The 13,027-nt window shown below is 59.7% G+C and carries 10 protein-coding genes and 1 pseudogene; 7 read left to right on the top strand and 4 right to left on the bottom strand.

Annotation, left to right across the window (positions count from 1 at the left end):
• Nucleotides 1-59: 59 nt before the first annotated feature.
• Complete coding sequence (locus JO965_RS44835) at nt 60-428, bottom strand: hypothetical protein (RefSeq protein WP_203447578.1); 369 nt, start codon at nt 426-428, stop codon at nt 60-62.
• Between the two features lie 461 nt (nt 429-889).
• Between JO965_RS44835 and JO965_RS44830 the strand changes: the two genes are divergently transcribed.
• On the top strand, nt 890-1,810 hold the full coding sequence (locus tag JO965_RS44830; protein ID WP_203447577.1) for a sensor domain-containing diguanylate cyclase: 921 nt from the start codon (nt 890-892) through the stop codon (nt 1,808-1,810).
• A gap of 68 nt (nt 1,811-1,878) precedes the next feature.
• On the opposite strand, the gene JO965_RS44825 is transcribed toward JO965_RS44830, so the two are convergent.
• The gene (locus JO965_RS44825; RefSeq protein WP_203447576.1) at nt 1,879-2,529 is read right to left on the bottom strand and encodes a hypothetical protein; all 651 of its coding nucleotides are present in this window, start codon (nt 2,527-2,529) and stop codon (nt 1,879-1,881) included.
• A 335-nt stretch (nt 2,530-2,864) separates the two neighbouring features.
• Between JO965_RS44825 and JO965_RS44820 the strand changes: the two genes are divergently transcribed.
• The 6 genes and pseudogenes from JO965_RS44820 (at nt 2,865) to JO965_RS44795 (ending at nt 10,981) form a co-directional block, all read left to right on the top strand.
• Nucleotides 2,865-3,503 (top strand): plasmid pRiA4b ORF-3 family protein, encoded by a 639-nt coding sequence (locus tag JO965_RS44820; RefSeq protein ID WP_203447575.1) that lies wholly within the window; start codon nt 2,865-2,867, stop codon nt 3,501-3,503.
• Between the two features lie 63 nt (nt 3,504-3,566).
• Complete coding sequence (locus JO965_RS44815) at nt 3,567-4,970, top strand: ISKra4 family transposase (protein WP_203447574.1); 1,404 nt, start codon at nt 3,567-3,569, stop codon at nt 4,968-4,970.
• A 297-nt stretch (nt 4,971-5,267) separates the two neighbouring features.
• A pseudogene (locus JO965_RS44810) lies at nt 5,268-6,890 on the top strand (AAA domain-containing protein); the annotation flags it as partial.
• Complete coding sequence (locus JO965_RS44805; RefSeq protein WP_203447572.1) at nt 6,887-8,269, top strand: hypothetical protein; 1,383 nt, start codon at nt 6,887-6,889, stop codon at nt 8,267-8,269. The pseudogene JO965_RS44810 and the gene JO965_RS44805, both read left to right, overlap by 4 nt.
• 243 nt (nt 8,270-8,512) lie before the next feature.
• The gene (locus JO965_RS44800) at nt 8,513-9,568 is read left to right on the top strand and encodes a type I restriction endonuclease (RefSeq protein WP_203447571.1); all 1,056 of its coding nucleotides are present in this window, start codon (nt 8,513-8,515) and stop codon (nt 9,566-9,568) included.
• 408 nt (nt 9,569-9,976) lie between these two features.
• Nucleotides 9,977-10,981 carry an SIR2 family protein gene (locus JO965_RS44795; RefSeq protein ID WP_203447570.1) on the top strand — a complete coding sequence of 335 codons (1,005 nt, stop codon included), beginning with the start codon at nt 9,977-9,979 and terminating at the stop codon, nt 10,979-10,981.
• 93 nt (nt 10,982-11,074) lie between these two features.
• On the opposite strand, the gene JO965_RS44790 is transcribed toward JO965_RS44795, so the two are convergent.
• Entirely contained in the window at nt 11,075-11,713 is a 639-nt protein-coding gene (locus tag JO965_RS44790) for a hypothetical protein (protein ID WP_203447569.1), read from the bottom strand.
• A gap of 547 nt (nt 11,714-12,260) precedes the next feature.
• The gene (locus JO965_RS44785; protein ID WP_203447568.1) at nt 12,261-12,899 is read right to left on the bottom strand and encodes a hypothetical protein; all 639 of its coding nucleotides are present in this window, start codon (nt 12,897-12,899) and stop codon (nt 12,261-12,263) included.
• Nucleotides 12,900-13,027: the final 128 nt, after the last annotated feature.

Raw genomic sequence — 13,027 nt, 5'->3', positions numbered from 1 at the left:
ATCGCATCGAACAGATGCTGCTTGAACACGATTTCTCGGCAGAGATCTTCTGCTCGCGGTTACTCGCGTCTCAAGAACTCCAGTTCGGGTGGAAGGTCATGCTCCTGCCGTGCCGGTCGCATGGCCTTGATGGACGATCTGGCTCTCGGTGGCGCGGCGTCAGCGATCCAGACGGCTTTCCCATCGCGTGTCTCGAGCGGACATGCCGCTTCGACGTGGAGCATCGCTTCCTGCAGCCATTCGGCCAGTTGCTCGGCAGAGAACTGTGAGAGGTAGCGTCGGTCTTTCTCGTCAAACGCGATCTCCAGGTTCCCGCCGCCCTTGTCGGTGACCTGGATCATGATGTGATCAAGAAGCCGTTCCTCGATGAGGTACCCATCCATCTGGGCGGCTGTGACAGGACCCGTGACTGTGACCAACCTCTTCATGCCCAAACCCCATTTTAGAAGGCTCAGGTGAGTGTAGGCAGCAGCATCGGCAGAGCGGTATCGGATTCTATCAACATCCTTAATTGTGCGAGCCACCGCGCTCGCCGCATGGCCGGCGAAGAAAAAGCGCCACATGGCGGGCCTGATCGGCGGGGTAACAGCCGACAACCTGTCGGATTCTGACGCGCCTGTTGCGTCGCGTGCCCACAGAATAGCCTCATGATCTTCGAAGCCGAGCCGCATTCCCGCCAAGGTTAACTTTAGATTAACAGCTTCCCGTAGGGGCGACTGCGGGCCGGTGGACCACGTCTTGGTTCATCATTAGAACCAAGACGCGGCCTTTCACATTGAATAAAACCGGAGGTACAGCTCTCGGAGCGGCTGAAATACGGACTTCTGCGGATGGACCAGCGCGTAGGATTTGCTATTGATCTGACACGATGTCTGTGACGGTTGCTTGAATGCCTGGGTTTGTTGCTGATCTCAATGATGAGACGCTTCTCTGCCTCGTAAAAGCGCTTTCGGAAAGCGGGCAAGCCATTTCGATCTATGATGCCGATGATCGGCTCCGCTTTGCCAATAAGACTTACCAGAATCTGTTCTTAGGTGACTTTGAGGGTCCCTTCACCTTTACGGAGATTCTGCGATACGGAGCCAGAAATGGGATGGGCGTGAGGATCGATGACAACGTCGAGGCTCTCATCGCCAGAACCCTCCCTCGCCGCCGGAGTATCCCGCGCAAGTCGTTTGTCACCGATTTTGTTGATGGCCGCTGGTTCTGGATGGACCACACTATCCTCCCGAACGGGTGGGTTCTGACGGTCGGCGCCGATATTACGGCGCTGAAGCACGACGAGCGCTCCCTGCGACAAGCGCATGACGCGGCGCTCCTGGCCTCCCGGACCGACGTGCTCACCGGTCTGCCGAACCGGCGCTATATCCTCGAGATCCTCGACGAGCGTCTCAGACGGTACAAGCCCGAAGGCGCCAGCCTGTGTATCGCGCTGATCGACATCGACTGGTTCAAAGCCATCAATGACCGCTATGGCCACGAGGTCGGCGATGCGGTGCTGCAGCATTTTGCATCGGTCTGCCGCGAGAGGCTGAGCCCCGACGTCGTCGTCGGCAGAACCGGAGGCGAGGAGTTTCTCATCCTGCTGCCATCCGTCAGTCTTGAGACGGCTGTTCAAACCATCGGCGAGCTCAGGGCAGACTTTCCTGCCGCAGTCATCGGCGAGTGTGCCGCTGAACTCGCCTACACGTTCAGCGCCGGGCTCACGGAGGTCCTGCTCCAGGATACCAGAACCTCCCTGCTGCAGCGCGCCGATCGGGCCTTGTATGCCGCCAAGGCAGAGGGCCGGAACTGCACCAGAGTCAGGTAGACTGAACAAAGCAGTCGCCATGCTGTTGAAATGGCAGCTTCATCAGTGGTGCCTTGGGTGCGGTTGGCTCACCAAGTCGCCGGATGCAGGCGCCGCTTCCAGCGTTCGGATCGCGGGAGTTGACCAGCGGCGGCCAGACGCTTGGTCAGCCTACGCTCGCTTGACCTCGACGGGACTTCCATCGACGGTTCAATCATCTCTGCATAGGGTGCAGGCTCCACGTCTGGCGCTGGTTCGGGCGCTTGTGCCGGTTCGACAACTGCAGAGGTCTTTTTCCTGACTTTCCGGGGCTGAGACGTCGCACTCTTTTCCGAAGCAGGCTGGGTGTCATGCGTCAACGTTGGGACCTTTTCAACAGCGGTGGCCGATAGCAAGTCGGCTTCAGCACGCACTGGCGGTTCCGCAGGTTCATCATTCACGTCTTCAGATGCAGCGCTCAAATCGAACTTCATCTGTTCGCGCGCCGTCTCTCCTGATGAGCCCTTGCGGCGGGCAGGCTCAGCAGAAACCGATCGACTCCACGTGGGTTCGACAATACTCGGCAGAATGCGCGGGGCTGTCACTGGTTCGGTAGCTGTTTGAGGTTCCGCGGTCTGGATCACGGCGGAGGTCTCGTCCAGCGGCACTGCGAACAGGCGCCGTGGCGGAAGGTGGGGACGCTGGCCTTGAGTGCGGGACTTCTTGATTTCGACGGAAAAGGATTGCTGGGGACGCTTCATTTGATCAATGGCTTTGGACTGGATATGATTTTGATCTGGGTGCCGGGTTGGTGAATGGCAGGAAAGCCTCGCCTCGTGGGGTCGATCTGCCCTCCCCCCCACCTCCGACCATATCCGGGGATATATGATCTCTCGCCTGTCCTGGCCAAGAGAAGCGCCCGTGCCTGGCAGAGGCGCTTCCCTTCGAGAGCATGAGGAAGTGTGGGGCAGTTCGGTAACGGATTAGCTGCACAAAGTCTCCAGTCAGACGAACCAAAGCTGCTGGATACCTCTTTTTGCCAAGGCGCACGCCATCCGAACCCGATGCACCCGACACTTCCAGGGCGCCGGAGATCATGCAGTTTAAGGTCTGGCTGCTCGGGATCAGTCCCATGGTCTGGCGCCGGGTTCAGGTCCCAGCCACTATGACCCTGCGCGAACTGCACGGTGTCTTTCAGGTGGTGATGGGCTGGGAGGGCATTCACCTGTTCCAGTTCATGCTCAGGGCCAGACGGCTCGGCTCCCTGGAACTGGTGGCCCGGTCTCCGGATGTCCTGCTCTCCGAGCTTCGCCTCCGCCGACGAACCCGTTTCCACTACGAGTATGACCTCAATGCTCCCTGGGAGCACGAGGTACGCCTCGAGAGCCGGCATGAGGCTGGGCCTGGGAGAAGCTATCCCATTTGCCTGGACGGAGATGGATCCTGTCCGCCGGAGGACTGCGGCGGGGTGCGCGGCTTTCTGGCCCGGCGTGAGGCCTGGACCGTTCCGGAGGCCGGTCATGACTTCGCCGTCCTGGCCGATTTCGTGGATCAACTCGCTCTGAAGCGAAGCACAGGCGTCTCCATCAACACTGAGGAGATCCATGACGTACGGGAGGCTCTGGAGCGCCTCGAGGTGCGCCAAAGGCGGCAGGGCAAGCCGTTCTCCCGCAAGGCCGTCAACGAGCGGCTAAGCAAGTCCGAGTATCTCGACCTCATACATCAACAGTGGTGAGACCGTGGCCCCGGTGAACTGATAACGGCGTGGCGGCTCTCCGGAAAGCGCACAGAAGGTCCCATGCAGGTCAGGATCATGCTTCAGATCGTCGGAGACGACGGTACCGTTGGCGACGCGGAGGAGGTCGCATCCCTGACCAAGATCACCGAACGAGCCGAGGATCTGGGCCTGTCGTTGGTCGAGAGCAAAGGCCTGCTGGCCGCCGCTCAGCAGCGGATCGTCGAGGCGCAGGTCAATGGCTGGCTCGAGAACCACCGGCACTGCGAGGTCAGCGGTCGCAAGCTCCGGTGCAAGGGCAGCTATCCGATCACCTTCCGGACCCTATTCGGCGATGTTCAGCTCAAGAGCCCGCGCTACTACCTTCCCAAGGAGCAGCATACCAATGGACCGGCGACCATCTCGCCACTGATGCAGTTGCTCCCCGACCATATTGCGCCGGAGCGTCTATACCTTGAGACCCGCTGGGCCTCGCTTGTGCCCTATGCGGCAGCCGCCGATCCCCTGGCCGACGTGCTTCCTGTCGGGAGCGGCGTCAACGCAACGACGGTACGTCAACATGTCCTGCGAGCCGCTGAGCGGATGGAGAGCGATCTCGCTGAGCAGCGGACCTCGTTTTCGGAGGGCACAGACCCTCGCGATTGGGAGGATCTGCCGATTCCCGATGGACGGATGGTCGTCGGCCTGGACGGCGGCTACATCCGCGACTGGCGCGACAGAAAGAAGAACTTCGAGCTAATCGTCGGCCGATCCATGCCTGAAGAGGGCGAGGCCCGGTATATCGGCTTCGTTCATGGCTATGATCGCAAGCCGCAGCGCCGCGTTATTGATCACCTGCGCCGACAGGGCTTCCAGGTCGATCAGGATCTGACCTTTATCACGGATGGTGGGGACGAGGTCCGCGCCCTCGCTGAACGGATCAGCCCGTGCAGCGAGCATGTGCTCGACTGGTTCCACATCACGATGCGGATTACGGTCCTGCGCCAGTTTGCTCAGGGACTGGTGCACCACGACAAGGACGCCGGGATGGCGGCTCTGGATGAGCTGCGCCGGATCAAGTGGTTTCTGTGGCACGGCAACACCTATCAGGCTCGCGAGACCATCGATGATCTGCTGCTCGACCTCGAAAGGCTCGACAGTCGCTACCCCAACCTACGCAAGTTCAAGACAGCCATGCGAGAGTTCCAGGTCTACATCGCCAGCAACGAGGCCAGCTTGATCAACTATGGTGAGCGCTACCGGTCCGGTGAGCGAATCTCCTCGGCTTTTGTTGAGGCGACGGTCAATGCCGTGATCAGCAAGCGCTTTGCCAAGAAGCAGCAGATGCAGTGGAGCCGACGCGGGGCTCATCTGCTCTTGCAGACGCGGACCAGAACCTTGGACGGCTCGCTGCGTGCCGCGTTCGAGCATTGGTATCCCGGCATGATGAACGACAATAGCAGCGGCCACAGGAGGGAAGCTGCCTAAATGCCCCACACTTCCTCATGCTCTCCTGTTGAGATGCTGCAGGGCGTCATCGGCGCGATCCGGACTTTGGCTCCGTATCAGCGCTTTCGCATTCGCGCGGCGACGATCAGCCCTGAAGCCATGAGGGTTTTCGCCGCCCTGCGCGCTCGGGAGGCGGCACTTCGGGCAGTTCCCGCGGAGGCGCTCGAAGATCTCGTGCGCCGGACACTGCGCCGCGAGGCGCTTCTCGCGTGGAAGGGGCGGGTTGAGGCCGCCCGCCCCGAACTGCTGCTCGAACGGGAGGAGATCGAGCGGAAGGTCAAGAGCTTGGCCGAACTCGACCGCGAGATGCGTGCTCTCAACAAGCGGCTGCTGGCCGGGGACATAGATCGGGATCAACTGGGCACACAGGCCGCCTGGGAAGAGATCACACGCCTGCGTGGCCCACGCATGAAGCGCCTGCGCGAGATCCTTGATCAGGGTGCGGATCTCGGCCTGATGCGCATGCGTCCGGTATGGCTCATGAACCCTGACGTGGCGAGCCGCGTCCTCCCTCTCAAGGCCGGTCTTTTCAACCTCGTGATTTACGACGAGGCATCACAGATGCCGGTCGAGCATGCCGTTCCGACCCTGTTCCGCGCTCAGCGCGTCGTGATTTCAGGGGACGAAAAACAAATGCCGCCCACTTCGTTCTTCGCGAGCCGCATCGACGGCGACGAGGACGACGAGTTGGACGGCGACATGCTCGATGATGCCGCAACGGAGGCTGAGCGCACGGCGCACGAGGAAACATGGAACCGCCGCGAGGTGAAGGACTGCCCGGATCTGCTGCAGCTTGGCCGAGGCACGCTGCCTGCCACGACACTGGAGATCCATTACAGGTCGAAGTACCGCGAACTGATCGGTTACTCGAACGCCGCCTTCTATTCCGGCGCCCTGAGCGTTCCAGCCCAACACCCGGAGGTCGAAATCAGGCGCGTGTGCCCCATCGAGGTCATCCGGGCCGACGGCATCTATGAGGGCCAGACAAACGCCACCGAGGCGCAATGCGTGGTCGACGTCCTCGCCAAGATCTGGAGCGCCGCGCCAGAGGCCCGCCCAAGCATCGGCGTCGTCACGTTCAACCGGAAGCAGGCCGATCTCGTGGAGGATGCGATCCAGAGACGCGCCCTCGAAGATCCTGCCTTCATGCGGGCCTACCAGCAGGAGCGTGATCGGACGCAGGGCGGCGAGGATATGGGATTCTTCGTGAAGAACGTCGAGAACGTCCAAGGCGACGAGCGGGACGTGATCGTCTTCTCAACAACGTTTGGACGGGACAAGCACGGTGGATTCCGGCGCAACTTTGGTGTTCTCGGGCAGACGGGTGGCGAACGCCGGCTGAATGTTGCGGTGACGCGAGCCAGAGAGAAGGTCATTCTCGTCACTTCTATGCCGATCAACGACGTGTCTGACTGGCTGGCGAGTGGACGCGGGCCCAACAAGCCGCGTGATTACCTCCAAGCGTATCTTGACTACGCTTCGAAGATGAGCATCGGAGAACTCGGCGTGGCCCGAGGCACAGCGGTGCGTTTGGGTACCCAGTCGGCATCCCGCGAGGTGCGCCATGAGACCGATGGATTTGCCGCATCGGTGGAGCGGTTCCTCAAGGACCACGGCTACCGTCCGGCGGCTTCGCTCGCGGGCGACGCCTTCAGCCTTGACTTCGCCATCGAGGATCCGACCACAGGGCTCTTCGGGATTGGGATCGAATGTGACGCCCCCCGGCATCTGTTTCTCGACCGCGCCCGCGCTCGCGAGATCTGGCGACCGGCCGTGATGTCCCGCGCTGTCCCCGCGGTTCACCGGGTATCCTCCCACGCTTGGTATCACCGCCCGCAGGACGAACGGAGGCGGTTGCATGCGGCCGTCCAGGCGGCATTGGGCAAGGAGCGGAAATGAGCGGACCGAAGGTTGTCCGGGTCGTCACCCGGGAGGAGATCGAGGCGATCTGCCGTCGGCAGATCCATTTGTTCGAGGAGGCCGCGGAGGAGCTTCGACGGGTCGCCAAACGCCACGAGGTCTACAACGAGGCGTTCGAGGCGGATCTGCAGCGGCGACGTGCAGACCTGCAACAGCTGCTGTTGCAGGGCCGTCTTGAGACCCTGCAGCGTCAAGCGCCGCAAGAGACGGCGTTCGTCCAGGCCGAACGGGGTCGTGTGCAGGCTGAGGCCATCGCAGCCAGAGAGGCTGCCCGCACCAAGGGCCGGCGCCTGGTGGACGGAGCCCGAAGCCTCGCCGCCGCCTTGGAGGCCGCGGGGCAGGAAGTGCCAGCAGGCGCCAGGGACATTGCCTCAGGCAGCACGCTCACCGCCGGAGCCGACCTGCAGCATGCCCAAGGCGTGCTGAACGAGGCGTTTGGCCGATTGGCCCGACCGGCGCCGTCCGGGCCGACGGTGGCACAGCAGGATTTGGCACAGCGTCTGGCTGCGGGGATTTCGGGATTGAGCTTCGGGGAGTGGCTTGTCGCCAGCGCCGCGCCGGCGAACCCAAAGGACGGTCGCCTTGACCAGGTGCTGGCGGAACTTGAGGTGTTAGTCGACACCGTGGAGGTGAATGCCTTCGCAGAGAGAGCCCGGCACATCGCCGCAGAAGAATCCCCAGATCGGCGGGCTCTTCTCACGGATTCCCTTGTGCTCGATGCTTCCGAGCACATCCGCCTCAGGCGTGAACGGGAGAGGGCCGAGGCGAGCCTGCGTGAGGCACGTGCGGCCCTTGTAGCCCTAGAATCTCCTCGCGCCCGCGAACTGGCGGCAAAGGTGACAGCCGCCTTAGAGACCAAGGCTGCATCAGGGTGGGAAGAGCTTCTGTGGCAGTCGAACGAGTTGATTGAGACGGAGACCCGCGCCCTGGCCGCTACCAAGCGCCGTCAGGCCGTTCTGAAGGGGCTTGCGGCCTTAGGCTATGAGGTCGGTGAGACAATGGCGACGGCTTGGGCCCGCGACGGGCGCATTGTTGTCCACAAGCCTGGCTTGGAGGACTATGGAGTGGAACTCGGGAGCCCGGCCGACGTCGCCCGCCTGCAGGTCCGGCTTGTGGGAGCTGCCAATCCAGTAACCCCGCGGGATGCGAGCCGCGATCGTGATCAGGAAACGATCTGGTGCTCCGACTTCGAATGGCTGAAGGCAGTATTGGCTGGGAATGACACGACGACTGTGGTCGAGCGGGCGGTCGACGCCGGCGCACAAGCTATGAAAGCCGTTCATTTTGATCGACCTAAGGCCACGGAGCGGCAAGATGTGCAGCGTCCCGTGACGCCAAAAGCCCTCCGTAAGGAGTGAATTGTCGTAACAAAGCTGATGCGCGGTGGCCTATTGTTAGTCATTGAAGCCCACGGAACTGCAACGAAGGGTTCGGTTGGGCATGGTCGCAAGAATACTTCCGCCGGGGTCTGCCTGCCAAAAAATCCGGATGAATGCTGTACGATCTCGGCTGATCCGGTGTCTCCCTAACTTAGGGCGCTCTTGGCTTGACGATTTCCGCAGCAAATGATCGTGTTATTCGATCGAAGCCTGGGGGCCACTATGAGCGTTGAAGAAAAGCTCCGCATACTTGCGGAAAGGGTTAAATCTCATTCAAGCGCGATGATCACTGAGGAGGCTGTTAAGACGGCGGTGATTCTGCCATTCTTGACCGCCTTAGATTACGACGTCTTCAATCCGCATGAGGTCGTTCCTGAGTACACAGCGGACGCTGTCGGGAAGAAAGGTGAAAAGGTCGATTATGCTATCAAGGTCGACGGTGCCATCCGTATACTAATCGAGTGTAAGCCGATCACAACGAATCTGGATAAGGTCCACCTAGCACAGCTTTACAGATACTTTTCTGTGACGGAGGCTAGGTTCGCGATCTTGACGAACGGTCGCACCTTCCATTTTCACACGGACCTCGAGGCACCAAACAAACTTGATGAACGACCGTTCCTGACTTTCGATCTCTCTGATCTGCAAGGGCAGTTAACCCATGAGCTGAAAAAGTTTGCTAAGAGCGAATTCAGCATCGACAATATACTGCAAACCGCTCACCAACTGAAATACACTTCGGCAATCAAGAAAGAGATTGTCGCGCAGATGGAAACGCCTTCCGAAGACTTCGTTCGTCTCGTCACGGCGAATTTGCAGCTTGGACGTTTCACGGCTGCTATTCGCGAACAGTTCACGCCAATGGTGAAAACGGCTTTCAGAGAGATTATTCGTGACTCCGTGCAGGCTCGGCTTTCAACTGCCCTAGCGGATACGGAAGCGGCCGACGTAGCTGCTGAGCCACCACCTGTCGAGGCTGATGAAGTCGTCGCGACGACGGAGGAAGAGCGGGAAGGCTTTATGATCGTGCGTGCGATTGTACGCGATATCCTTAAGCCAGCTCGGGTCGCGATGCGGGATCAAAAGAGCTACTGCGGGATCTTGGTCGACGATAACAACAGACGGCCGCTCGCCCGCCTGCACTTTAATCGCAGTGTCAAGTATATTGGCTTGTTCGATGGAGAGAAGGAAGAGCGAGTCAAGATCGACACGTTAGACGAAATCTACGAGTGTGCCGAACGCCTCAGAGCGACGGCTCAGGTCTATAGCCAGTCCTAAGAGCGAAAGCCTGCTTAAGCCCGCTCGCTTCGGCTGGCGGGCATGTTATACTCCGAGGTGACCTTCATAGGGCGCCTCCTGCTTTCGGCGGTTGTTCATGTCGCTCCAGACCTTGCCGACATGTTTCTTCCATCCCGGCCCCAATCAAACGACGGCAACACGCCTCAGCGATTTTTCTGTGCCGGTGCGCTAAAAGCAGCAGTCGTCCCGCCACTCCGGTTTCCTGGCCGCATTTCATCAGCATAGATCATGACCCGAGCTGTAATCCTCCTGGGTGCCGGAGCATCCATCGACTACAAGGCACCCTCCACGTCCAGGATCACGGACGAGATCGAACAGTACGTCTTAGGTGACGAGTGGATGAAGTACACAGGTGGCGACAGAGCGTACGCGACGATCAAGGAGGGATTGGAGAACTACCTCAACAAGCCAGCGAGTCCGAACTTCGAGCAGATCTACCACTGTGCTCATGAGCTGATTTTCACCTCTCCCCCGACGGATGGCTCCGTCGACGAGTTCCGCCCTATCCTCAGCCCATTTATTTCCAACGCATCTGGTCTCACTGAGAACGCCGTACGCACGCTGTGCGACAGAATTGTCAAAGTCATTTACAAGCGCTTCTCCGCTTCCTGCGATGCGCCCGGAGCTAGCCTTGCTCCATTGGCAGCCTTCCTCGCAAAAGTTCGAAGCGAGCACGTCACCCGAATCTACACGACGAACTATGACGACTTCGTCCTTCAAGCAGTACCTGATCTCTATACAGGGTTTGATCCGCGTCTGAGCTCGGAACCGAAGCGCTTTGAGCTCGAACGATTCTGGACACAAGAGGACGCCAACTCCGTTTTCCACCTTCACGGATCCGTTCACCTAGGCTTTCCACACCCGATCCCACATGGAGGGGACATCGGAGAGCTATACTGGTTCGACGAACGCTCAGAGGCTCTGAGACATTGCGAGTTCCATGGAAGCTCCTTCCTCCGGACCGCTGTCATAACGGGTTTGGAGAAGCTCTCACGGCTCCAGCAACGCCCCATGTCTCACTATTACGTGGCCTTAGCGCGGGACATAATGCAGGCCGACATCATCTACGTGATCGGCTCAGGCCTGACCGACCTGCATCTTAACACATGGCTGAAGGAAGCTCGATCAAAAAGTCGAGCGGCCCCGATCGTGATCGTCGACCTTTGGAAGCGTCCGTTCCTTGAGCACACCATGTACGACCTCGGCCGCAAGGAACTGAAACTACTCCACACGCTGCGCGTAAATGCCCGCGGTCCATTCGGCGGTACGAGGATCGGAAGTGGGTGGACGTTGTCGCTGGACGGGACTGCAGCCATTTGGGACAAGGGCTTCACTCAATTTCTGGAAGCTCCTGACGAGCTCGATGATATCTTACGACGGCTCAAACCCTGAAGGCTGCCGAGCCCTGAGAAGGTAACAGTCAGCCGGCTGGATCAACGTAGATTGTCGCTGGCGCTTTCCGCTGGGGGTCAGCTCAGCACCGGGTCAGTTCGTAGCGTCCATGGAAGACTGATAGCCAGACCAATGCCGCTCGATTTTCCAGAGCTCCCCAGATGTGAAGTCCCGAACGGCTTCGATCACAGCCTCATAATCTGCGCTGCTGAAGGTCGACCATCCTGTCTCCTTTGCCTTCCGCCAAATGACCCTGCGGGGGCCTGTATCTGCAGCAATGAGGCTAGTGAGGAGTAGTCTGTCGATAGGCGGATGGACTGCATTCAACTTCTCCTGCTGGGCCTCAGGCATCGCTTGTGGATCAGAAGGACCAACGACGTACAACGGCTTGAGATAGCAGTTGATCAGTTTAGCGGCGACACCATGAGTGAACTCTCGGCAGGGTCCGCTTCCAACAATGAAAGGCGCTAGTGCAACCAGCCGCTCCCGCATGCCTCGGTGGTATGCATCGAACTCCTCGGGATCCGGGAGCATGTTCCAGCCAGCCGCCATTTGGCTGAGGCCCGATTGCTCAATTAGTTTCACGCCGGCCAATACAGAAAACCGGCACTTCTTCGAAGCACTGGCTGCAGTGGCCGCGCACCAAGCAGCAAATCGGTGGCTATGAAGTGAGAAACTGTAGTCTGGTGCAACCAACATGAGCTCCTTTCCATTGGCCTTCGACTCAACCATGGAGCTCGGGGCGAGCGCCCATATCCAGTGACTCCGGAATCGCCTTGGTTAACGGTTTTCGGGAGCATCCACATTTTGGGGCTCGGCCTCAAGTCCGCACTTATGACAAATGCTGCCGATCGTAGCGGCCACTTCAACAGCGTAGGCCCCTATCTCGTCTGCTGATGCATAGAGCAGCTGACGGTCAACCCTCTTGGCCCGGCGGGTGGACATGTTCTCGAGCCATCGGCGTGAGGGATGTTCAAGGCCCAAGTCAGCTTCCCCAATTGAAACGATATGGCGCGCGGACTAGCTGGAAACTACTGCGGCTCGACGACGCGCGGGTCTGCAAATTCTTGGCGAGCCGTCAGAGGCGCCGCGCCCTCAGTACAAGAGGAGCGGCCGCGCTATGGGTCGGATCTTAGCCCAGATCTACATAGCAAGGCGCCTTGTCGAGCGTGGTGGGCCTGCCTGGACTCGAACCGTGAACCAGACCGTTATGAGCGGCTGGCTCTAGCCGTTGAGCTCCAGGCCTCATTCATGACCTCTGACCAACGGCGCCCGCCAATTATTTCTTCTCTACCTTCGGCCTACTCTGGCGGGGTTTAGGAACTGGCGCCGATTGCATGAGCGGCTCGCAGCTGAGGAAGAGCTGCCTGGAATATTGCTTAGATGCCTCGACGACAGACGCTTCTGTCACAACAAAGATCAAGTAAACGGCGTGAAACAGCGCGATGACGAGGACCGGCAGCAGCTTGGACCCGCTGAGGCTTGTCAGCGTTAGAGGCCACTCGGTAGCCGCGATGATGCCGACACACGCAATCACCGTCAGGATGTTCAGAACAAGGGCAATAGGCTTCATGCCGAGCAAGTTATGCCTGAAGCCGTAGGTGATGTTCTCCCCGAAGAGGATGTGGAACTTCTTGGTGTCGCGGGTATGTTCCCGTAACCAGGCTCCGCAGCATACATAGAAGGCGTCCGCAGCTTCTGGGTTGGCTCTCTGCTGCCCCTTGGTGGGTGCCTTCTCATTCAGCTTTCCCGCCAAGAACATCACATAACGGTCTCTCGTTTTTGGATCCATTTGGCCACTGTCGTGACGAAGCATCGTAATGCTCGGTCGCCCTCCCATCCGCGCTTCAATCTCGGGCTCGATCTTCTTGCCCCGGCGGCGCGCCACGTCCGAGAGCACAAATAGCATGACGGCCATCGCGAGACCGACGAGCGCCGTTGAGAGCCCCAGGTTGCCCCACGTGACTGATGTTGCTCCCAAGGCAAAAGCAGGGGCCGCGGAGATTACCGCCGGAAAGATCCGAGCGCGGATGGAATATACATCGA

It is taken from the genome of Microvirga sp. VF16, assembly GCF_016864375.1.
In the GTDB taxonomy this organism is placed as follows: Bacteria; Pseudomonadota; Alphaproteobacteria; order Rhizobiales; family Beijerinckiaceae; genus Microvirga.
The sequence above is the reverse complement of the archived record's forward strand: the minus strand, read 5'-3'. Positions and strand labels throughout refer to the sequence as shown.